Origin of the sequence: Delftia sp. HK171, assembly GCF_001886655.1 — a bacterium.
Taxonomy (GTDB): Bacteria; Pseudomonadota; Gammaproteobacteria; order Burkholderiales; family Burkholderiaceae_C; genus Comamonas; species Comamonas acidovorans.
Genome location: NZ_CP018101.1, coordinates 21,632 through 42,807, shown reverse-complemented (window position 1 = coordinate 42,807; position 21,176 = coordinate 21,632). Strand labels below are relative to the sequence as shown.

Genomic DNA, 21,176 nt, shown 5'->3' with positions numbered 1-21,176 from the left:
GGTTCACAGTCCAGACCCCACTACGAAGCGTGGATGGATGTTCCCTTGGCCATCGATATCGAACAATATGCGATTGGTCGACGCATGGACATGTTCCCAGAACCGGGCAACATCGATGTCGATGAACTTGCAGAAGCTGAGGATGTATTCGGGTGAACACTTCCCGTCGTACTGCTGTACAAGGCGTATGGCCGTAGGCCTGTCCATGGTGCCTGCGCGCAGCCCTTCATTGACATATTCCGTGACCTTGCCGAAGCCGAACTTCAGGTATTTCACCATCTGGTTCATGTTGTGCCAATCTTCGTCGAGGTTGCTGAGGCCATAGAGATCGCCGGTCTGCCCCGGTCCCTCCTCGCGGATACGCAGGCCATTCGAGCAGGCATAGCCTGCGTTGGTGGTAAGGCTCCAGTCGCCCATGAACCAACCGAGAAAGATGATCTGGATACCCGCCTCGTTAAATTCCTGTTCGCTTGGATAGATGTAGGGAAGGATGTGTTGCGGCGCATGATTGGCAGCGAGCATCCATTGGTGCCCCGAACTCAGGGTGTTGGAGTACCTCAGGTTGTTGCCATCGTAGCCATTACGGCCCATTGTCTTGATGTCGCCGACTTGCAGTGCGGGATTCTCGCCCCAGAAGATCAGTGGAATTCCATAGCGGATGGCCAACTGGGGTACGGAGCTGAACAGTGCCAGCTCCGTGGACCGCGCCCAGTTGGTGAACTTCATGAAGCCGTCAAGCATCAACTGGCGCCAGGTATCTGGCGCAGGCGAGGACATGACCACATCAAAGCCAAGCTCGATGAGGTTGGATATGTTGTCCACACCCAATTGCGACACCTGTTGCGGCGGATGGCTAAGCGTCACCAGAAGGGGCTTCAATCCGAGCTTGTCGCGTACCCACAGGGCTTGGCGGGTGCTGTCCTTGCCTCCACTGACGCCTATGATGCAGTCGAATCCGGATTTTTTCTGCCGGCGATGACCAGCCACGAGGTCTGTGAGCATCTCGTAGCGTTCCTGCCAGTCGATGTGCTTCGCAGCCTCGTGATAGGCACAGGCCGGGCATTGTCCAACTGGCGTAAAGACCGAATTGGGCCTGGTATTGGGCTGCAGGCAGGTGGTGCAGTATTTCATGGATCCAGCGGCATTCCATAGGCCGAGGCCAGTACGGCATGGTCTTTGCACAGTAGAGGGATACCGTCCAGCACGGGATAGACAAGACCCGTCTGAATCGAGGAGAAAGCCGTGGCCGATGCATTGAGTGGCGCATGGGTGATCGGACAGCGCCAGGCAAGACGCGCCCGGCCGGGGGCTCGGGTCTTGCGGATCGTGATGACTCCACTGGGGTTGAGCGCGTTGGCGCAAAAGTCTAGCAGCCGGTAGTCCTCGATCTCGAAACCTAGCTCCAAGGCCACGCTTCTGAGATTGCGGACATAGCCGTGGTGGCGCATGCGCTGCTGCGCCTCAGCGTCAGCCAGCTCGTGGATGGGTTCTACCAGGACGACGGACTTGCGCGCCACCCGGAGCAGTTCGCTGATGGCCTCCGCCTCGCGTCCTCCATTGGGCTCCAGTGAGTGGGATGTGTAGATCACATCCACACTGTCATCAGCCAGCGGGATGCGGAACAGGTCAGCCACGAAAAGCTTTGCGCTTTGCCCCTTGCGCTCCAGCCATTGGCGGCCATGGGCACAGCGTGACCAGCTGATATCCAGGCCCATGGCCTTAGCCGGATGGATGTTGAGGTGCCGCAGTTGATCCAGCACGCCTGCAAGGGTTGTGGCTTCTCCCACGCCCACTTCCAGAACACACGAGTCGGTATCCAGGTGGGGCGCCAAAAGCCGGGCTAACTGGCCAGTCCAGCGGTTCTTTGCCTGTGGATCCGACAACGCGTGCCGGATGTAGGAGCCGGCCTGAAGGTCATAGGCGATCAGCGTTGCTGCGGCAAGGTTGTCGGTGCGACCCAGAGCGAGTCGTGCGTATTCCATGGCATTTTCTCCGCGCAGATAGGCGCCACGCATGCCGGTCAGCAACTGCGCGAACTCCTCGGCCTGGCGGTCTGCTGCCAGCCGGCCGCAGTTGGTCGTGTTAGACATCAAGGGGCCTCCGGATCAACGAACTATCGTCAAAGAACTCCAATGGCAGATTCGGGGACTGCGTAATCTTGGCGAGGACCCGGCCATTTCTTTCGAAATGGTTTCTGGCAACGGTGAAAGATTTGCCGATAGCGTCCAGAGTGCAGTCCATGGCACCAATATCATTGCCGTTCGATGGGAAGAAATAGTTGGCCTTTGAGTAGTCAAGGTCCACTCCCGCCACGTAGACTCTGGTATAGCCCATGTAGTAGGCGAACTGTATGGCCTCCAGTACAACGGACCAGCCCGAGAACAGCATTACGCCAGGATCGTAAGAAAAATTCTCTGCGTCGTCGTGCATGTCCATGCCGAATGTTTCACGGCAGTCGTACCAGACGGCTGGCTGTAAAGCCAATCTGTCAGAGTGATTCTTGCGGAGAATCTGGTAGGTGCCTGACCGGAAGAACTTGAGGCCGGCCTGCACAGTCAGAATGTCGTTGGCGAACATTTGCGCACCAATCTGATCGCCCCAGAAATAGTAGCGAGGTCGGAACTCGATGCCTTGTCGTTCCATTTCGAAAGCACGGTTGCACCAGAAGGATTCGCGCGCCATGAGTTCGGAGAGATCGAAGCCGTTCAGCGAGGGTCCGTTGCCGAGCACATAGGCGGTTTGGCCGAGCTTGCTATTGTGAAGCTTGGCAATGGCGCGTGCCGATGCGAACGGGCTGTCTTGCACCTCCCGGCCGGGGGGAGATCCGGCCCTGGCCTGTTGCTGAACCAGAGTCTCGACGCGGTCACGCAGCAGACCTCCACCGGAGCGATCAAAAGTGGCTAGCGGCACGGTTCGCTGCCAAGTCAGGACCTTTTCATAGTCTCCCCACAGATCTAGCATCTCTCGGCCGCAGTGACGGCTCAGAGCCGGGAGCCTGGGAGTCCGCGGTGCCACCATATCGGGCGCGAGCAGGGTATGCCAGAAGACTGGGGCGATGAAATCCTGGAAGTGGACCTGGACATAGGATTCGCTGGCAGGTATGGCTTCACACGTCAGCGGGACGCATGCGGGTTCCATTTGATAGGCAGTCGCCTGGTCAAACCAGGCAGCTTCCTGCAGCGCGGGTGCATTCAGGCCGGCAAGGACCGGGGATTCGTGTGCGGCCAGCACTTGGTAAATGCTCTGGGTGCAGGCCTGTACCGGCATGCCCAGAACATCTGCCAGCGCGGAACGCGCGTGATCTGCCATGCTGAGGGGGTTTTCCTCGGACTTGAGGTGAGTGCTCCAGTCCGGTAGATAGAGTGCCCTGCGCCCCGCCGCCAGTTCACGCAGCCGCTGCACGTGGTCCGCATACCCTCGGTAGCAGCCGTCTGCCTTCAACAGTGCAGGATCAAGCGGGTGTTGGCCCACGAAGACGAAGCAGTCATCGAGGTCGAAGTGATAGCGCAGGTTCTCTTCACCCCGACCGCGGTGTATTTGCAGATTGGCGGCAAGCAGCGAAGCTTCCAGTCGAAGTTCCTCGGCGGGTGTCTGCCATCCTTTCATGCGGCTTTGCAGCGTGGGATCGTTGCTTCTCAGTGCGATGTAGAGATCCCGTCCGAAGCGCAGCGGCGAGTGGCGCATGTCGAGAAACCGTATGCCCCTATTTGTGCAGGCCTGCCTGAGCCAGGGGGGCATATCAAATGCCATCAGGAGGGCATCGAGTTGAATATGTGCAAAGAGATAGTCTGTGGCCGCTTCACCCATGTGGTGGTAAGTGGCTTCCCAGAAGGGCCGTAGGCCGTCATGTCCTGCACGAGCCAAATCCTGAAAAAGGACGTTATCGAACTCCGACTGTCTTAGGCTGGCCTGCCGGGACTTTGTAGAAAAGCCGAATCCCTTTCCAGATCCCATCAGGCTGATCTCGATGCCGCAGGCTTGGCGTACAGGTTCTTTGACCAAGCTGAAGAAGCCGTTGGACATGGATCGCTGCCCACCGGCATAGTAGGTTTTCTGGTCATGCACCAGATCAGGGACAAAAACAGCCTGTGAAAAAATCATGATTGAAAGTGAGTGCTAGTCGCGTGCCTGGCTTTTGGATCGTGCGTGTTGGGGCACGTATTCGGAGCCACTGTCTGTAAAGACATGGATGGGCTCGTCATACCGAGGGTCAAAGATTGTTTTGGCCGGAATATCTTGCCTGTAAAGGCGCGGCCAGCCGAGTTCACATCCTTTGCCTATCTTCACTCCCGTACCAACCAAGGTTCCCATACGCAATATGGCGTGGGCGCCTATTTCAACACCCGCGCCTATCTGTACACCACTTTCGATCCAGCAAGAAGCCTTGATCCTGCTTCGTGCGCCAATATTTACGCCAGCGTGGAGGACGGAGTTGAAACCTATTTGGCACCCGTGTGCGACTGAAACCTGCGGGCCTATGAATGTATTCATTCCGATCAAAGCGTCATCCGCGATGTTGGCATTGCAGCTGATGAAGGACTCCAGACACAGCCCGCGGGCCAGCGCCGCTTGCATCAGTTCCATTCGTTTAAAATTTCCGAAACGTTCGTCAAATGCGATGAATGCTTTGCCTTGGCGTGGCTCCAGTTTACTAAAAATGGATAGATCAAAAGTAAAATCTGAACCCTGTCTTATCTCGATGCGTTCCACCTTTTCTTCGGGGCATGCTTTTTCCCAAGCGTAGAAGGCTAAATCCAACTGTGCGCCGCTGCCGATAATCCATCTATATGCCATGATCGGTCTCCATCAAGATGGAGTACCAACGCTCGATCTCCCGGTTCTTGCTTTCGTATGCCCCTTGAAAAGGAGCTGGCGCTTCATTGTGTAGTCCCGATTGAATGGCCTCAAGGATTTCGATGTCTTCACCGAGAATCTGCTTGCTGTAATGCATGTGTGACAGCAGGACCTGATATGAATCGGCGTAGTTGATTTTTTTTCTTCCCGTCATGAAAAAAATTTCCACGTCCGTTTTTCCGGGAGCTATGGGTATGTAATTTTCAATGGTAAATGAGTATCCACCGTTGCCACTTGCTATATGTAAATTTGGGTATGCAAGCCAGTTAAAATAGCTGTCGATATTGCCCCAGCGTTCCACTTTCTCCATCCAGGGAAAATGGGTGGTGAAATGGTTGTGTCCCTCGGGTCCGCCATGACTGAACTTTCTCATTTCTTGGCGGAGCGCCTTGGTGGAAAGGTCAATCAAATCTGATTCGATGGAGCTGGCATCTTCCGCTGTGATGGCGAAATGAGAAACCTTGGACAGGCTCTTGGCATGCACGTACTTCACATGGTTTAGGTCGCGCAGATTCTCTTGCGCAAGTTTCCAGTTGAAATTGGCGTGCCAGGTGGTTGTCATAACCTCGCTGTCATAAAACTCGGAGCTGCCGCGCAGTAGGTCAATGAACTCCGGTGTGAACTGCTCCTCAATCGGCATGGGATCATGGGAAATATTGATGAAAAGCAACTGGCCGATTTGTTGAAGTGAGAATTCGCGGAGCTTCAACGTACTTTTTTCGCACGGATCCAAGTGGTAGATGATATCGCAGTCCGGGATATTCTTTACGTGGCCTTCGCTGTCATAGCTCCAGGCGTGGTAAGCACAAATTAAAGGGCGTATACCGCTGGGCCCCTTCTGCAAAGGGGCTCCGCGATGTAGGCAGATGTTTTCGAAGGCGCGTAGTTGGCCTTTGAAGTTTTGAATAACAATCGGAATTCCGGCAATTTTTCGCGTTATAAATGAATGGTTTTCTGGAAGCAGGTTCGACAAACCGGCAAATACCCAGGCATTTCGAAAAATCTTGCTTCTTTCTCTCTCGAAGTTGCTCTGTGATATATAATATTTCGGAAGCATGCGCGAGCGCATAGTAAGTCCTATTGCCTGTGAATCGCTAGAAAATTACGCGAGCGGGATTGCCGAATACCGTGGCGCCAGCTGCAACGTTTTTTAGAACGACCGCGCCGGCACCCACCGTAGCCCCTTCGCCGATTTGAACGCCAGGGGTGACTGTCGCGTTTGGATGTACGATGGCGAAATCGCCGATCTGTGCGCCGCCCCCGATAAAGGTCATTGCGCCAATCTGTGCGTATCTGCCAATGCGCGCATCATGGCCTATGATCGTGCCGCTATGAATATTGGCAAAATCGCCGATCCAGACATCAGGGCTGATCTGTACACGAGCGGCCCAGAAACAACCCGTGCCCAAGTGTACGCGTGCGCTCAGGTAGCCATGCGTGTTGTAGGGCGTGCGGATGTGGATAAACTCACCTCCTCTGCCGAGCAGGGGCTGGGTAAATTGCTGGCGTGGGCGGGGCAAGCCGATGGCGCAGACAAAGAATTCATCGTGCCGAGGAGTGTGGGTCAGGGGGTTTCCGACAACAGCTGCGCCGCAGTCGATGCCGTCGAGTATGTGGGGGCGCGTATCGAGAAAGCCTGCAATCGTCCACTTGCTGTCGCACTCAAGCGAGTCGCGCATCTGTACCAATACTTCGCGTCCCCAGCCTCCGGCTCCAATGATGTAGACCTTCTTCATCAGATTACCGCTCCACCATCCATGACAAGACTGGTGCCCGTCAACCAGCGGCTGGCATCGGACAATAGGTAGACGGCGCCGTTGGCCACGTCATCGGGCCGACCCAGGCCGAGAGGATGTCGGGCCCTCTGTTGTTCGAGCAGATCCTGATGCGCCTCCCACATTGGCGTGGCGATGGCCGAAGGGGATATGCCATTGACGCGGATACCTCGCTTGGCCTGCTCAAGCGCCAGGCACTTGATGATACCCATCAGTGCTGACTTCATCGCCGAGTAGGGGCCAAGTCCGCGAGTGCCGATATGTGCTGCCGTGGATAGCATGAAGATGATTGAGCCCCGCTGCCGGATGGCATTGGCTTGCAGCAGGCGTTGAGTCAGCATCACGGGTGCCAGGAAGTTGACTTCGTACATTTGCGTCATTACGGCCTCGCTCAGTTGGCGGACGGGGCAATGTCTTTGCAGGCCGGTACAGTGCACCATGCCGTCCAGGTTGCCCGCAGCCTGAACCAGCCGATCACGGTCTGCCGCCAGGGTGAGGTCCGCCAAAACCTGCACATGTTCCTCGCCTCGTAGTGCGTCATAGCTTGCTTGAAGGCGTGATTCATCGCGTCCGGTAATAACCAGACGCGCTCCGCGTCGTGCCAGGGTTTCGGCAAGATGCCGGCCCAGGCCGGATGAGGCACCCGTGATCAGGAACGACTTGCCCATTACGGAAAAGGGATAGGGGGCCGAACCGCTCATGCGTAGATATCCATGGGCGTGCTCAGTCCGCCGTCGAGAATGAAGTAGTTACGAGTAATCCAGCGGCTCGCATCTGACAAAAAGAAAACGGCAGCATGAGCCACGTCCTCAGGTTCTCCCATGCCAAGGGGCGTCAGAGCGAACAACTCATCCATTTTTCCGCCGCTCTGTGCCAGTTCATCGAGCATGGGCGTACGCACATAGCCGGGAGCAATGCAGTTGGCACGTATCCCTTGCTTTGCCACTTCCAGCGCGAGCGAGCGCATGGCACCCAGAAGCGCCGATTTGCTTGCCGCATAGGCGGAGGTCGCGAGTGCGCCACTGTGCGAGGAGAGCGCCGATATGAAAACAATGGATCCCCCTGCTAAGATGCGCTTCTTAGCAAGCAGCATGCGTGTCAGCAGCATGGGTGCATAGGTGTTGTGGGTGAACATCTCTTCCAGATGCGGCTGGCTAATAAGGCGAAAAGGCGTCAGCTTGGATATGCCTGCCGCATGCACAATGCCGTCAACAACGCCCGCTTGTACCGCAAGTGCCTCCAAAGCGGTGGACTCTGTGAGGTCGGCTACAACGGACAGATGGCCGCTGCCTTCGAGTGTTTCGAGCGTGGCATGCAGACGCTGGGGGTCACGGCCGGTGACTACCAATTGCGCTCCCATTTGCGCGCAGCTCAGCGCAGTCTGCCTGCCTATGCCTGACGATGCACCCGTGACCAGGATGCGCTTTCCGGCCAGTGAGAATGGATCATGCTCCATCATGCTTCAATCAGGGCTGGAAAGCAGGCCGATTCGATGTCCACGATGGCCCCCCCCAGGACAGGCCGACCCCGAAGCCGCATAGCAGTAGGCGGTGCCGGCCCTGTACCAACGTTTCGTTGAGCCTTGTGGTCACCGTGACCGGCAGCGAGGCTCCACTGGTATTGCCAAACTCCCGCAGGGAAGAAGGCACTTTCTCCGGGGCCAGCCCGAGCTTTTTGCGGATGGTTTCGTTGATCATGCGGTTGGCTTGGTGGAAGACAAAGTAGTCGATTGTCTCCTTGGGCGTGTGCGCATAGTCCATCAGACGTTCGACCATGGGAGGGACGCGCTGAGTGGAAAAGCTCAGAACGGCGGGGCCGTCTAGCACGAGGTCAAGATTGGAATACCAAAAGCCGTCCTCTGCTTTGTGAGCGATCGCGTGCTCCAGCTCGAATGGCTGGCGGTGCCCGCCCACAGGCACCATGATGGCTTTGTGGCCGCTGCCGTCACTGTTGAGGTCGAAGTGCATGGGCGCTACGCCATGCCGATGCTCAAGTGCAGTCGCGGTGGCGGCATCGGAGAATAGTGGATCCTTGAGTGAGTCCTTGTGCTTGTAACTGGAGCGGTCGCCGAGAAGTACCAGGCCTTTTTTGACTACTCCCGAGGCGATCATGCTGCCGAGGATCTGCAAGGCAAACGGGTAGCCTGAGCATCCGAGATTGACGTCAAAAGCCACGGTGCTGTGTGGCAGTCCGAGGCGGTCCTGCAGGATGATGGCTGTAGCAGGAGTCAGATAGTCTGGTGACTGCGTGACGACGATCAAGGCATCTATCTCGTCGCGTGCCCACTGTAATTCCGCCAGCAGCTTTTCCGCTGCTTCAAAGGCAAGATCCGAGAAACATTGCCAGCTCGGGCAGACTCTGCGCGTCTCGATACCGATGTTGCGCACCAGGCGTTCACGTTCGGAGCGCAGATGGGGCGGGACGTCGTTGATGTTGTGCACGACATGCCGCGGCACGCAACTGGCCATGCCTGCGAAGCGGACGTTATGCAGAGTAGACAGCGTCATGGCGTTAGCCCAGCAGCTTGTAGAGATCGGTGATGGTCGAGCAGTTCTTGAGATCGTCGCCCGTGATGGTCTTGCCGTAGTCGACGTCGAACATGACGATCACGCCCAGCGCGGCCAGCGAGTCCCACTCGGGCAGGCTCCTGAGTTCGGTGTCAGGGGTGACTGCTACGGCTTCCTGGAAGTCCACGGCGGTCAGAAAGCTTTCGATGAATTGGTCAATGGAGGGCATGGGATATGTTCCTGAAAAAGAGCTGCGCACCTGCCTATGAGGGCAAACGCTTCGATGAATTTTCGCAGAGCCCTCCTGCGCCGGAAGGTTGGAACTGTAGGTAAAAGCGGGGCCTGTTCCGATGCTGCGAGAGGCGATTGTGTCCGTGCGAAGCCGGGGATGATGGCATACAGCCACGTGGCGTGCTTCCTGTTTTGTAGCAGCTGGTGACCGGTCCGTCTGGCAAAGGTGGAAGAAATGCGGTTTGCGCCCGCTTATCCGGGGGCCGTGCCTGCCGGCTTGCCTGCACGATGGCGGCATTTGTGCGGGTGTCGGCCTGGGTGCCGGGCCTGTGGTGGGGCGTCTGCCCGCAACCTTGATGATCAAAATGAATACAACCGAGCTTTTGCAGCATGCCCGCCAGTTGCACGACCAGTGGAATTTCGAGCAGGCACAGGAGGCCTATGCCCAGGTTCTCGAACAGGCTCCCGGCCATGCCGAGGCCCTGCATGGCATGGGGCTGCTGCTGGGGCTGCACCAACTGCGCAGTGCCGAGGCGCTTCCGTATCTGGAGGCGGCCATCGGTGTGCGGCCTGCAGACTTCAGCTATTGGCGCCTGTACATCCACATGCTGATCCGCGAGAGCCTGCTGGACATGGCCATCTCGCTGATCGACGTGGCCCGGGCCAACGGCATGCAGGAGATCGCTCTGGAGCAGCTGGAAAAGGATGTGGCCCTGGTGCAGGGCGCGCAGGCCGCGGCTTTTTTGGAAGAGCAGGCCGCGCGTTGGCCGCTGGGGCCGGCCGAGCCCGAGATGGCACCTGCTGTCGGCGATGGCCGAGGCCGTGTGCCCGAGGCGCAGCTGCGCCTGCTGATGCAGCTGTTTGCGCAACGCGAGCATGCCGAGGTCAGCCAGCTGGCGGGTTCGCTGGTGCGCCAATATCCCAAAAGCGGCCTGGTCTGGAAACTCAAGGCGGCAGCCGATCACGCGGGGGGGCGCATCGAGGCCGCCCTGCAGGCAGCGCGCCAGGCGGCCAGCCTGCTGCCGCGCGATGCCGAGGTGCAGTTCAACCTGGGGGGCATCTGCCTGCAGGCAGGCTACGCGGCCGAGGCCGAGCGGGCAATGCGTGCGGCGTTGGCGCTGCGGCCGCATTGGACCCAGGCCTTCGCACATCTGGGGGATGCCTTGTGCGCCCAGGACCGCATCGAAGACAGCCTGCCCTGCTATGTGAACGCACTGCTGCTCGATCCTGAGGATGTGGACACCTTGTCCCGGCTGACTGGCGCGTTGCAGAACACCGGCAGGCTGCAGGAGTGCGCACAGTTCCTGGTGCTGCTCATGCAGCAGCGGCCCGAGGATCTGCGCCTGTGCCTGGCCAGTGCCCGTGTGCTGGGACAGGCGGGTTGGGCATTGCAGGCTGAAACCGCGTATCGCATGGCCCTTCAGATCAAGCCTGAGAGCCTGGAGCTGCTGTTGCAGCTTGCGCTGCTGCTGTGTGCGGGCGGTCGGCTGGAAGAAGCCGAAACCTGCCTGAGCAAAGCACTGCAACTGCGCCCCGACAATGTGGTGCTCCACTGCGAGACCGCCTTCACGTTGTTCGCCCAGAAGAAATGGGCACAGGCGCTGGAACTGCTTGAGCAGGCACTGCGAATCGAGCCCGGCAGTGCCCGCGCCCACATGCTTCGCTGCCAGGTGCTGCTGGAAACACATGACCTGCCCCGGCTCGATCAGGCCCTGTGCGAGGCGTTGGAACGCCTTCCCGGTGACCGCGAACTGATGTTTCAGCGCGCTGCCTACTGGGACCGCTGCGGTGATGCCCTGCGCCATAGGCAGCAACTCGACGATCTGGTGAGGCTGCACCCGGACTACAAGCCCGCCTACAGCGCAAGGCTGTTCGCCATGCTCCATTCGCCTGATGCCAGTGCAGACTCGGTGGGGCGTGCCAACCGGGAATATGGCGCGCTCATGCGGCAGCGCATGGCGGGGCGGCATGAAAACGCCCGTGAGCCAGGCAAGACATTGCGCGTGGGCTTTGTATCGGGCGATCTGCGCAGCCACGCGGCGGCCAAGTTCTTTCTGCCGGTAATGCGGGAGCTGTCGCGGCGTGATGATTTGGTGTGCGTTGCCTATTGCAACAACGAGATCCACGACGGGGTTACCAAGGAATTCCAGGGACTGTTCCAGCTATGGCGCGGTATCCGGGATATGAATGTGCAGTCGATGGTCAATCTGGTGCAGGCCGACGGTATTGACATCCTGTTTGACCTCAGCGGCCATACGCGGGGGCACAGGCTGGATGTATTCGCAGCCCGGCCCGCGCCGCTGCAAGTGACCTGGATAGGCAACCCCGGCAGCACTGGGCTGGAAACCATGGACTACATCGTGCTCAGCGACCTGATCCTGGAAGATGAGTTGCTAAAGACCCAGCTGACGGAGCGGCTGATGCGTGTTCCGCTGGCCTATGTCTTCGACGGAGGCATCCACCAGGAGCCCGTGGCACCACTGCCGGCGCTGCGCAACGGGCATTTGACGTTTGGCTCCTTCAACCGTTTGTCCAAGATCAACCGCAAGGTGGTTTCTGTCTGGGGTGAGGTGCTGCGCGCCCTGCCCACGGCGCGGCTGAAGATCGCGGCCTGTCCCCGTTCCGGTCCTCCGCAGCACCTGCGTGACTGGCTGGCCGAGGAGGGCGTGGCCGCGCAGCGCGTCGATTTTGTGGAGCAGATGGGGTTCGAGCACTATCTGCGTGCCCACCATGACATAGACATCTGCCTGGATACCTTGCCTTTTACGGGCGGAGTGGTCACCAACCACGCCCTGTGGATGGGCGTGCCCACTCTGACGCTGATGGGGGAGCTGCTGGCGGGGCGGCAGTCGGCCGAAGTGATGGCTCGTGTGGGCCTGGACCAGGGCTTTGCAGCGCGGGACCTGGCGCAACTGCTGGACCAGGCTGCGTACTGGCAGGCACATTTGCCGCAGCTGCAGCAGATACGCCAGGGGCTGCGCGCACGCCTGCAGGACCTGGAGCCGCAACAGGCAGACATCGTGGCGCGCTCGGTGGCGATGGGGATGCGCCAGGCCTGGGCCCGCTGGTGCCAGGGACAGGAGCCTGTGGATCTGCGTGTCTCCTATGAGGATCTGGGTCTGGCCGCTCCCGTGGCGCCCGTTTTGTAACAGCGAATCAGGCACCGCGCGGATGGGCCATGCCGCGCGGTGCAAAAAATCTTGTGAAGTCCCCCTAAAGTTCGCCGGGGCAGCTCCGAAAACCAACTCAGCAGAGGGACAAAAAGTCCTGAGCCCACCAAAAGCCGCGTAATTCGATGTGAAAGCGGCCGATGGTCGGATTGGGCCGCCGCCGCCCGCCTTGCGATAAGCGAGGGCACCGTGGCGGCGACGTAACTGACTTTACTAGGAGTTGTCACCATGGCCATGTCTATCAACACCAACGTGCAATCGCTGAACGCCCAGCGCAACCTGGCTACTTCGCAAAGCTCGCTGTCCACCACCATGCAGCGCCTGTCCTCCGGCCTGCGCGTCAACAGCGCCAAGGATGACGCCGCTGGCCTGGCCATCGCAGAACGCATGAATGCCCAGGTCCGCGGCATGAACGTGGCAGTGCGCAACGCCAACGATGGCGTGTCGATGGCGCAGACCGCTGAAGGCGCCCTGTCCAAGGTGACCGACGCTCTGCAGCGTATGCGTGAACTGGCTGTGCAGGCCCGTAACGGCACCAACGGCGCCAAGGACCAGGTTTCGCTGAACAAGGAATTCGTCGAGCTGGGCAAGGAAATCGACCGCGTGATCAAGGGCGCTGATTTCAACGGCAAGAAGATCCTGAGCACCGATGCCGGTGCCATCAACTTCCAAGTGGGCGCCAACACTTCGGCCAACGATTCGATCACCGTCACCACGAGCAATCTGGGCACGAACACCGATATCGGCAACATCACCAGCGCTTCGATCGGCTCCGACGCCACCACGGCCCTGACCGCGACTGCCCTGGCCACCGTGATCAGCAACCTGGACACGGCCCTGGACACGGTCAACTCCGAGCGCGCCGTGCTGGGTGCCACGCAGAACCGCTTCGAGGCCGTGGTCTCGAACCTGCAAGTGGCTTCCGAGAACACCGCTTCGGCCCGTAGCCGCATCATGGATGCCGACTTCGCTTCGGAAACCGCCAACCTGAGCCGCTCGCAGATCCTGCAGCAAGCCGGCACGGCGATGGTGGCCCAGGCCAACCAGCTGCCCCAGGGCGTTCTGGCCCTGCTGCGCTGATCGTAGTACGAGTCCGGCTGCCTTCCCAAGCAGGAGGCGGCCGGAATTCTCCAGACCCCAGGCATCTGCCTGGGTTTTTTTTTATGGCCGAAAGAGTGGGCGAAGAGGGTGTTCGAGGTACGACTCACACTCATAGGTGACACATCAGTACAAGGACATGGGTAACAGATCCAAGCTTGGCAGCTGTAGCCAACAGCAGCCAAGGAGCGATCACCATGCCCTGGAAGGAGTGCGCACCCATGGACGAGAAACTGGTCTTCATAGCCGACCATCTGCGCAGTGGCGTGCCGCTGAGCGAGCTGTGCAGGCGCTACGGCATCAGCCGCAAGACGGCCTACAAGTGGGTTGAGCGTTACCGCCAACTGGGCATGGATGGATTGCAAGAACGCAGTCGCAGGCCCCACGGGAACAATCAGGCGATCAGCTATGCACAGCGCCGGGCCATCATTGAGCTGCGCACGCAGCAAAGGTCACAGATGGGGCCCAAGAAGCTGCACGCTTTGCTCCTGCAGCGTTGGGGCCCACAGGAGACACCCAGCAAAACCACCATCTACAACGTGCTGAAGGCTGAGGGGCTTGTTTGCAGCAGGCGTGTACGCAGACGCTCGGTGCCTACGGCCCAGCCCTTGCGAACGAGCAAGCAGCCCAATGGAGTGCAGACTACAAAGGCCAGTTCAAGACAGCCGATGGTCACTGGTGCTATCCATTGACCATCATGGACCACGCCAGCCGCTATTTGCTGGCCGTGCATGTCTACGACAGCCCCAACTACGAGGATGCCAAACGCAGCTTTGAACAGGTGTTTCGGCAATACGGACTGCCCGAGCGCATACGCAGTGACAACGGTCCGCCGTTCGCGACTACTGGCGTGGCGGGCCTGTCACGCCTGGCGATATGGTGGATAAGGCTGGGCATCAGGCCGGAGCGCATCGAGAGGGGCAAGCCACAGCAAAACGGTCGCCACGAGCGGATGCACCGCACGCTCAAGCATGCCCTGGGCAAAGAGCCTGCGGCGGACAAAGCGGCATTGCAGATGCAGCTCGATGCCTTTGTGGAGCACTACAACCAGCAGCGCCCGCATGAGGCCTTGCAGCAAAGCATGCCGGCCCAGCACTACAGCGACTCGGCCAGGCCATACCCCTCAAAGCTACCCGAGCTGCAGTACCCGAAGCATTGGGAACGAGTTCGAGTCAGCCACAACGGCCTGATTTACTGGCGAGCGCTGCGGGTCTACATAGGCTACCTGCTGGCGGGGCAGTGGATCGGGATGCAGGAGGTGGCCGCTGGCCAGTGGGATGTGTATCTGGGGCCGGTGCGACTGGGCTGCTTCAACGAAGAGGATGTGCGAGGACCCCAGAAGGACTATGTGAGCTTGAAGTGTTACCCATGTCTGTGAGCTGAGTTGTTACCCATGTCCTTGACACGTACACGAAGGGTGAATTGGCGTCCGATCATGGGCTTTATCGGCGCTTTGGCGCAGGGGCTTTTCCGCACAATCGTTGGCATCAGATAGGCAGAGCTGGAAGTCCTGGCGTGCTTTCTGGCGTTCTGGCGGCTTGGGGTCGTCGAACGGTTGGCCATTGTTCATGCCTAACGAGGAGCTGCCCCATGGCATCCATCATCAACACCAATCTTGTTTCGCTTAACGCCCAGCGCAATCTCAGCACATCCCAGTCGTCGCTGAGCACGACCATGCAGCGCCTGTCCTCGGGTCTGCGTGTCAACAGTGCAAAGGACGACGCGGCGGGTCTGGCCATTGCCGAGCGCATGAACGCTCAGGTACGCGGCATGAATGTGGCCATGCGCAATGCCAATGACGGCATTTCCATGGCGCAGACGGCTGAAGGCGCGCTGGGCAAGCTCAGCGACAACCTGCAGCGCATGCGTGAGCTGGCCGTGCAGGCCGCCAACGACACCAACGGCACGACGGACCGTGGTTCGCTGGACAAGGAGTTCAAGCAACTGGCCCAGGAAATCGCCCGTATCGTCGGCAGCACCAGCTTCAACGGCCGCCAGCTGCTGGACAACAACAATGCCACCGTGTTCCAGGTGGGTGCCAATACCGGCGCCGACAACCAGATCACGATCATGGCCGTCAACCTGACGGGCACAACGCCCGGCGGCCTGGCCATTACCGGCGGCACGCCGCCCTCCCTGGGTGGAGCCCTGGGCTCGCTGCTCGGCGCGGGCAGCTCGGCCCCTGATGCCCGCCTGTCCATGGCTGCCATCGACACCGCCCTGGATCTGGTCAACAACACACGCGCCACCTTCGGTGCCGCCCAGAACCGCTTTGAGGCCGTGATCTCCAACCTGCAGGTGGCTGCAGAGAACACCGCATCCGCACGCTCGCGCATCATGGATGCCGACTTCGCTGCCGAAACCGCCAACCTGAGCCGCACGCAGATCCTGCAGCAGGCCGGCACAGCCATGGTGGCCCAGGCCAACCAACTGCCCCAGTCGGTGCTCAAGCTGATCCAGTAAGAGGGAGCCCGCGGGGCTTTGAGCCTGGCTGCGCGGGGCGTGGCCAAAAAAGCCTCAGGTTCCAGAAAAACCGGTCGATAAGATACCGGGGAATGCTCTCGGGCATTTGGTGTGCGTGTTCGCAAGGACGCGCTCTGCGCTATGGCGCGGAGGTGTTCTGCACTTAGAAAGGGATGGTCATGGCCACCTTGAGTTCAGCTGGCATCAGCGGCAGCGGCCTGGACGAGACGATGATCGCCAAACTGGTGGCCCTGCAAAGGCAGTCACTGGTTCCGCTTCAGCAAAAAGCGTCTGTCCTGGATTCCAAGATATCCACGTTCGGGCAGATCAAGTCCCTGATGTCCACGCTTCAGGACGCGGCCACTTCCCTTGCCGACGCTGATACGTGGCGTTTATCCAATGCCACCTCGACCAATACGGCCGTGACTGCCACGGTGACGGATGCCAATGCACTGCCCGGATCTTCGGTGATCTCGGTGACGCAACTGGCGCGCAGCCAGTCTGTGGCGACCGGTGTCATGCCGACGGCCACCCAGTTCGGGGCTGGCAAGCTCACCATCACCATGGGCAGCTGGGACAAGACTGGCGACCAGTTCAGCAATCCCGGCACTCCCGTGGAGATCGATATCGCGGCCGGTGCCAAGCTGGAAGACGTGGTCCAGGCCATCAATAGCAAGGGCACGGGCGTGGTGGCGTCGGTGCTCAAGGATGCCCAGGGTGAACGCCTGGTGCTGCGCTCGCGTGCCACGGGTGCCGATGCCGGCTTCACGGTCGGTGCCAGCGGCGATTCCAGCCTGTCGGCCCTGGCCTTCAACGGCAAGGCAACCACGGGCTCCGTGGCGCAGTACGCCCAGAATGCCGAGATCAATGTCAACGGCATCACTGTGCAATCGACCACCAACGAGTTCAAGCAGACCGTGCCTGGCCTGAACATCACCGTGAACCAGGTGACGGCGGCGGCCACCCCGGTGACGGTGACGGTGTCCTCGGACACTGAGGGCATGAAGAAGAAGATCCAGGCCTTCATGGATGCCTACAACGGGCTCAATGACGCGTTGGCCAGTTCGACCAAGTACGACGCCGAAAGCAAGGCGGCCGGCGTGCTGCAGGGGGACTCCACCACGGTGGGCATGACCAACAGCCTGCGCAGCGTGGTCTCGGGTACGGTTGCTGGCGGCGCGGACACGCTCAAGCGCCTGTCGGACATGGGCATACAGATCCAGAAGGGCGGCAAGCTGGCCTTCGGTACGACGGCAAGCGACAAGACCAAGCTGGACGCAGCGCTGAAGGACCCCGAGTCCATGAGCAAGATGTTTGCCGCGGTGGGAACGGACGGGCAGCCTGATACGCAGGGCCTGGCCGCGCGCATGAAGGATTTCACGCGCAAGGCGCTGGAATTCGATGGCACCTTCGACACCAAGAGCAAGAGCCTGCAGGAGCTCAAGAAGAGCAACGGCAAGTCCCAGGACCGGATCAACGACCAGGCCGATTCGCTGGAAAAGCGCCTGCGTGAGCAGTACGCGTCGCTGGACAAGAAGATGAGCGGCTACTCGGCGCTCAGTGCCTACATGAACCAGCAGGTTTCCCAGTGGAATAAATAGGAGCCATGCGGAGCGGCGGTCGTGTTTTCTGTAACCAATGCCCGGTGCCTCTAAATTTTCAGGCATTGCAGCCGAAGAACAAGACATCAAGGAAACGAACATGTACACATCGCTCAACCGCCGTGCTGCAAGTGCCTACGCCCAGGTCGGCGTCCAGTCGTCCGTGGACGGCGCATCGCCCCACCAGCTGATCCAGCTGCTGTTCGATGCGCTCGAAAAAGCGCTGAACGCGGCCAAGGGAGCCATGCAGCGTGGCGACATCGGCGAGAAGGGTGTGCAGATCGGCAAGGCCGTGCGCATTCTGGAAGAAGGCCTGAAGGCCTCCGTCAATCCCGATGAAGGTGGCGAGCTGGCCCAGAACCTGATTTCCGTCTACGACTACAGCATCACCCAGCTGACGCTGGCCAATCTGCGCAACGACACGGCGCTGCTGCAAAGCGCGCAGGATGTGCTGGCTCCGATTGCCCATGGTTGGCGCGACATCGCCAACACGCCAGCCGTTGCCGGGACCTAGAAATGGAGCTGACATTGATTGACTTTTACCGTGCCATAGAAGACAGCAGCGCCAAGATGCTGCAGGCCGCACAGAACAAGGATTGGGAGGGGGTGACGCGCTACGAGGGCACCTGTGCCGTGCTGATCGAGCAGCTGCGGCTCAAGTCGCATGACGAGCCGCTGGCGCCCGATCAGCGCAAGGAGAAGGCCCGCATCATGCAGCGTATCCTGCGCAACGATGCCCAGATCCGCACGCTGGCCGAGCCCTGGCTGGCACAGTTCGAGCACATGTTCGACGGCCAGCCCCACGCCATGCATTGAGCAGGGCAGATCGGCAGGAGCTGCATCCGCAGCCTTCCTGCCGGCCACAAAAAAACCGCCTGATGTTCAGGCGGTTTTTTTATGGGCGGAATCTGCGGATGCCAGCGGCGGCTGAGGCTTCCCACCCGGCCGCTGTGGACTGATCAGGCCGCAGGCGCGGGCTGCACCTGCAGTTCGCTGAGCATGCGCAGCAGGATGCGGTTCACGTCCTCGATCTCGAAGGCGTGTTCTTCGCGCAGCTGGCGAATCGGTGCGGGATCGTCGGACTCCAGCGCAATGGCCATGAGCAGGGCCGGCGCGTAGGGGCCGGTGCGCGTCACTGCGGCGTCGAAGACGCGCTCGGACACGGGAATGCGGCGCAGCGCGGTGGGCAGGGGTTCGCCCAGCAGCTGGTCCAGCTGCGAGAGCAGGCCCAGCAGATAGACCTCGCGCTGCAGGTCGTGGCTGATGCCGGCCTCGATCAGTCGCTCGGTCAGGCTGGCGCGCAGCCGGATGGCGGTGCGCACGGGCACCAGGCTGGGCTCGGTGCAGGCGTGGGGCAGCTGGTCGGACAGCCAGCGCTGCAGCGTGCCGTATCCCAGCATCACCAGGCCGCGGCGCAGCGAGTCCACATTGCCCCGCAGGCCCAGGGCTGCGGAGTTGGTGTAGAGCATGAAGCGATAGGCCAGGATGGGGTCCTCGCCCAGGATCTGCTCGAAGGCCTCGATCGATTGCTCGGCATCGACGGCGCGCATCAGTGCGAGCACGGTGTCGCGGCTGGGCAGGGCGGCGTGATGGCGCTGGGCATGCAGCGTATCGGCCACGGGCCAGCCGGCGATGGCGCCCGCATGGAAGCTGTCCAGGCACAGATCGGTCAGGGCCAGGCTGTCCAGCCCCTCATACATCTGGCCGCCCAGCAGTTGCAGGGGCGGCAGGGTGGGCGCGGGCCTGGCGGCCTGCTTCAGGGCCTGCAGCTTGGTCGGTGCCTGGGCTGCCTGCGCGGCCTGTTGCAGCGCAAGCGCTGTCTGGTTTTGCATGCCCGAAGCGCCTTCGGGCGGCAGGTGCAGCAGGCTGCTGGCAAACCAGTGGGCGGCCTGGGCGTCGGGCACATCGGACAGCGGCCCGCGCCACACCAGCATCAGGCCGCGGGCATGGGCCTGGCGCACCAGGTCGTAGATGGCGGAGTCCTGCAGCCAGTCGCCGCGCACCTCGATCCAGGGGCTGCCCTTGGAGGCGTTTTCCAGCAGGTCGCACAGCACCTGGCGCGACTGGGGCGACAGAAGTACCGGCGGCGACTGCGTGCCCCAGGTCTCGCGCAGTATGCGCAGCAGGTGGGCCACGTCGGCCTGGACGCCGGGTTCCTCGTGAAGATAAAGCTGCACGCCCGCCAGACGGCGGGCCTGGTTCCAGAGCGGCCTATAGCCGAGGGTCAGAGAGCTCAGGACGGACTGGACCATGGATGCATGCGCGGGTGGCTATCAGTTGATGAAGTTGAACAGTGACAGTTTCTGGATCGAGGCATAGGACTGCAAGGCCGCCTGCATGCCCACCTTCTGCATGTCCACATCGGAGAGGGCCTTGATCATATCGATGTCTTCGGCCCGCGAACGCGCCGCTTCCTGCTGGTCCGCCTGGTTCTTCATGTCGTCTTCAAGGCGGTCGGCGCGGTTGAGCTGGTCGCCGGCGAAGCTGCGCATGGCCTGGACACGGCTCATGCCGGCATCGAGTTCGTTGAGGCCGCGGCCCAGCGCCTGCTGCATGGCGCCGGCATCGGTGGCGCCGTTCTTCACGCCCGCGATCACGTTGTCCAGCACGCTGAACAGGTCGGTGCGCTGGCTGGGGCCCAGCGTGAAGCTGTCGCCCGTGGCCAGGTTGCCCGAAATCTTCATCGACATGCCGCCCACGGTGATGCTGTCGCCGGCCGTGTAGGGAACGGCCGCACCGGTCGTGCCACCGGAGGTGACGGTGTAGCTCAGGGCGCCCGTCGTGGCGTCCTTGGTGAAATTCAGGGTGTAGCTGGCGCCCGTGATGGCGCTGGGGTCCGACACCGTGCCCAGGTCGGCATAGGCCGAGCTGCCCGTGGGCGACTGGCGCGACACGGCGAAGACGCCGTTGCCCGTGGGCACGTTCATCCAGGTCGCAAAGCCGTCCAGCGCCAGCGGCAGGCCGTTCTCGCTGCCCGTGGCCTGGCCTGGCTGCAACTGGGAGTTGGCGCCGGGGGTGTTGTTGACAAGAGGATCTTCCTTGCTGCCCAGCCCGCGGAAGATGGGCAGGCCGTTGGAGTCCTTGGCATTGGCGTAGCTCAGCACCTGGTTGCGCAGGCTCTCGAGCTGCTGCACCAGCGCATCGCGCGCCTTCTGGTCATAGGAGCCATTGCCGGACTGCAGGATCAGGTCGCGGAAGTCCTTGAGCGCGTCCTGGGCTGTGCCCAGCTTGGATTCGCCCTGGGCCATCACATCGCGCTGCAGGCCCAGCACGCGCTGGTCGTTTTCCGAGCGGGAGATGCGCGTGAGTGCGCGTTCGGCCTGTGCGGCGGCCACGGGGTCGTCGCTGGCGCGCACCACGCGCTTGCCGGAGGTGGTCTTTTCCATCAGGTCCACCAGACTCGTGTTGCGCGAGTTCAGGTTGTTGATGGTGCTTTCGTACATGTTGGCCGTGCCAATGCGGGAGATGCTCATGGTG

The 21,176-nt window shown here is 60.6% G+C and carries 18 protein-coding genes and 1 pseudogene; 7 read left to right on the top strand and 12 right to left on the bottom strand.

Annotated features, from left to right (window positions below; genetic code table 11):
- Window positions 1–3: 3 nt before the first annotated feature.
- The 10 genes from BO996_RS00210 to BO996_RS00165 are packed head-to-tail and all read right to left on the bottom strand — an operon-like array spanning window position 4 to window position 9,365.
- A complete protein-coding gene (locus BO996_RS00210) occupies window positions 4–1,131 on the bottom strand; it encodes an N-acetyl sugar amidotransferase (protein ID WP_071953717.1) in 1,128 nt (375 codons plus the stop codon).
- A complete protein-coding gene (locus BO996_RS00205; RefSeq protein WP_071953716.1) occupies window positions 1,128–2,090 on the bottom strand; it encodes a methyltransferase domain-containing protein in 963 nt (320 codons plus the stop codon). Before BO996_RS00205 ends, BO996_RS00210 begins: the two co-directional genes overlap by 4 nt.
- Entirely contained in the window at window positions 2,083–4,101 is a 2,019-nt protein-coding gene (locus BO996_RS00200; RefSeq protein ID WP_071953715.1) for a hypothetical protein, read from the bottom strand. Before BO996_RS00200 ends, BO996_RS00205 begins: the two co-directional genes overlap by 8 nt.
- Window positions 4,102–4,116: 15 nt before the next feature.
- Window positions 4,117–4,794, bottom strand: a complete 678-nt coding sequence (locus BO996_RS00195; protein ID WP_083571103.1) for a UDP-3-O-(3-hydroxymyristoyl)glucosamine N-acyltransferase — start codon at window positions 4,792–4,794, stop codon at window positions 4,117–4,119.
- Window positions 4,784–5,911 (bottom strand): aromatic ring-hydroxylating oxygenase subunit alpha, encoded by a 1,128-nt coding sequence (locus tag BO996_RS00190; protein WP_232240439.1) that lies wholly within the window; start codon window positions 5,909–5,911, stop codon window positions 4,784–4,786. The genes BO996_RS00195 and BO996_RS00190 overlap by 11 nt, the downstream gene beginning before the upstream one ends.
- Window positions 5,912–5,948: 37 nt before the next feature.
- On the bottom strand, window positions 5,949–6,590 hold the full coding sequence (locus BO996_RS00185) for an acetyltransferase (RefSeq protein ID WP_071953712.1): 642 nt from the start codon (window positions 6,588–6,590) through the stop codon (window positions 5,949–5,951).
- Window positions 6,590–7,330: an SDR family NAD(P)-dependent oxidoreductase gene (locus BO996_RS00180; protein WP_071953711.1), complete on the bottom strand. Its 741-nt coding sequence runs from the start codon at window positions 7,328–7,330 to the stop codon at window positions 6,590–6,592. Before BO996_RS00180 ends, BO996_RS00185 begins: the two co-directional genes overlap by 1 nt.
- Window positions 7,327–8,088 carry an SDR family NAD(P)-dependent oxidoreductase gene (locus BO996_RS00175; RefSeq protein ID WP_071953710.1) on the bottom strand — a complete coding sequence of 254 codons (762 nt, stop codon included), beginning with the start codon at window positions 8,086–8,088 and terminating at the stop codon, window positions 7,327–7,329. Before BO996_RS00175 ends, BO996_RS00180 begins: the two co-directional genes overlap by 4 nt.
- 7 nt (window positions 8,089–8,095) lie before the next feature.
- Entirely contained in the window at window positions 8,096–9,136 is a 1,041-nt protein-coding gene (locus BO996_RS00170; protein ID WP_232240438.1) for a ketoacyl-ACP synthase III, read from the bottom strand.
- Between the two features lie 4 nt (window positions 9,137–9,140).
- Window positions 9,141–9,365: an acyl carrier protein gene (locus BO996_RS00165; protein ID WP_034366508.1), complete on the bottom strand. Its 225-nt coding sequence runs from the start codon at window positions 9,363–9,365 to the stop codon at window positions 9,141–9,143.
- Window positions 9,366–9,732: 367 nt separating this feature from the next.
- On the opposite strand from BO996_RS00165, the gene BO996_RS00160 reads away from it, so the two are divergent.
- The 7 genes and pseudogenes from BO996_RS00160 (at window position 9,733) to BO996_RS00130 (ending at window position 18,515) form a co-directional block, all read left to right on the top strand.
- Window positions 9,733–12,516 (top strand): O-linked N-acetylglucosamine transferase family protein, encoded by a 2,784-nt coding sequence (locus BO996_RS00160; protein WP_232240437.1) that lies wholly within the window; start codon window positions 9,733–9,735, stop codon window positions 12,514–12,516.
- A gap of 249 nt (window positions 12,517–12,765) precedes the next feature.
- Window positions 12,766–13,617, top strand: a complete 852-nt coding sequence (locus BO996_RS00155; RefSeq protein ID WP_071953708.1) for a flagellin domain-containing protein — start codon at window positions 12,766–12,768, stop codon at window positions 13,615–13,617.
- A 215-nt stretch (window positions 13,618–13,832) separates the two neighbouring features.
- Window positions 13,833–15,013 (top strand): annotated as a pseudogene (locus BO996_RS30005) (integrase core domain-containing protein).
- A 212-nt stretch (window positions 15,014–15,225) separates the two neighbouring features.
- A complete protein-coding gene (locus BO996_RS00145; RefSeq protein ID WP_071953707.1) occupies window positions 15,226–16,098 on the top strand; it encodes a flagellin domain-containing protein in 873 nt (290 codons plus the stop codon).
- Between the two features lie 179 nt (window positions 16,099–16,277).
- A complete protein-coding gene (gene fliD / locus BO996_RS00140) occupies window positions 16,278–17,699 on the top strand; it encodes a flagellar filament capping protein FliD (RefSeq protein WP_071956994.1) in 1,422 nt (473 codons plus the stop codon).
- Window positions 17,700–17,799: 100 nt separating this feature from the next.
- Window positions 17,800–18,213, top strand: coding sequence for a flagellar export chaperone FliS (fliS, locus tag BO996_RS00135; RefSeq protein ID WP_071953706.1), 414 nt, complete (start codon window positions 17,800–17,802; stop codon window positions 18,211–18,213).
- A 2-nt stretch (window positions 18,214–18,215) separates the two neighbouring features.
- A complete protein-coding gene (locus BO996_RS00130; RefSeq protein ID WP_012202553.1) occupies window positions 18,216–18,515 on the top strand; it encodes a flagellar protein FliT in 300 nt (99 codons plus the stop codon).
- Between the two features lie 143 nt (window positions 18,516–18,658).
- Here the strand turns inward: BO996_RS00130 and BO996_RS00125 are convergent, their stop codons facing one another.
- The gene (locus BO996_RS00125; protein ID WP_034398042.1) at window positions 18,659–19,951 is read right to left on the bottom strand and encodes an HDOD domain-containing protein; all 1,293 of its coding nucleotides are present in this window, start codon (window positions 19,949–19,951) and stop codon (window positions 18,659–18,661) included.
- Window positions 19,952–19,972: 21 nt separating this feature from the next.
- On the bottom strand, window positions 19,973–21,172 hold the full coding sequence (gene flgL / locus BO996_RS00120; protein WP_071953705.1) for a flagellar hook-associated protein FlgL: 1,200 nt from the start codon (window positions 21,170–21,172) through the stop codon (window positions 19,973–19,975).
- Window positions 21,173–21,176: the final 4 nt, after the last annotated feature.

Bases quoted from the DNA above. Each gene is read 5' to 3' on its own strand.
- BO996_RS00160 (WP_232240437.1), top strand. From the start codon at position 9,733: ATGAATACAACCGAGCTTTTGCAGCATGCCCGCCAGTTGCACGACCAG.
- BO996_RS00130 (WP_012202553.1), top strand. From the start codon at position 18,216: ATGGAGCTGACATTGATTGACTTTTACCGTGCCATAGAAGACAGCAGC.
- BO996_RS00125 (WP_034398042.1), bottom strand. From the start codon at position 19,951: ATGGTCCAGTCCGTCCTGAGCTCTCTGACCCTCGGCTATAGGCCGCTC.
- BO996_RS00190 (WP_232240439.1), bottom strand. From the start codon at position 5,911: ATGCTTCCGAAATATTATATATCACAGAGCAACTTCGAGAGAGAAAGA.
- BO996_RS00195 (WP_083571103.1), bottom strand. From the start codon at position 4,794: ATGGCATATAGATGGATTATCGGCAGCGGCGCACAGTTGGATTTAGCC.
- BO996_RS00175 (WP_071953710.1), bottom strand. From the start codon at position 8,088: ATGATGGAGCATGATCCATTCTCACTGGCCGGAAAGCGCATCCTGGTC.
- BO996_RS00180 (WP_071953711.1), bottom strand. From the start codon at position 7,330: ATGAGCGGTTCGGCCCCCTATCCCTTTTCCGTAATGGGCAAGTCGTTC.
- fliD (WP_071956994.1), top strand. From the start codon at position 16,278: ATGGCCACCTTGAGTTCAGCTGGCATCAGCGGCAGCGGCCTGGACGAG.
- flgL (WP_071953705.1), bottom strand. From the start codon at position 21,172: ATGAGCATCTCCCGCATTGGCACGGCCAACATGTACGAAAGCACCATC.
- BO996_RS00200 (WP_071953715.1), bottom strand. From the start codon at position 4,101: ATGATTTTTTCACAGGCTGTTTTTGTCCCTGATCTGGTGCATGACCAG.
- fliS (WP_071953706.1), top strand. From the start codon at position 17,800: ATGTACACATCGCTCAACCGCCGTGCTGCAAGTGCCTACGCCCAGGTC.
- BO996_RS00210 (WP_071953717.1), bottom strand. From the start codon at position 1,131: ATGAAATACTGCACCACCTGCCTGCAGCCCAATACCAGGCCCAATTCG.
- BO996_RS00170 (WP_232240438.1), bottom strand. From the start codon at position 9,136: ATGACGCTGTCTACTCTGCATAACGTCCGCTTCGCAGGCATGGCCAGT.
- BO996_RS00145 (WP_071953707.1), top strand. From the start codon at position 15,226: ATGGCATCCATCATCAACACCAATCTTGTTTCGCTTAACGCCCAGCGC.
- BO996_RS00205 (WP_071953716.1), bottom strand. From the start codon at position 2,090: ATGTCTAACACGACCAACTGCGGCCGGCTGGCAGCAGACCGCCAGGCC.
- BO996_RS00185 (WP_071953712.1), bottom strand. From the start codon at position 6,590: ATGAAGAAGGTCTACATCATTGGAGCCGGAGGCTGGGGACGCGAAGTA.
- BO996_RS00165 (WP_034366508.1), bottom strand. From the start codon at position 9,365: ATGCCCTCCATTGACCAATTCATCGAAAGCTTTCTGACCGCCGTGGAC.
- BO996_RS00155 (WP_071953708.1), top strand. From the start codon at position 12,766: ATGGCCATGTCTATCAACACCAACGTGCAATCGCTGAACGCCCAGCGC.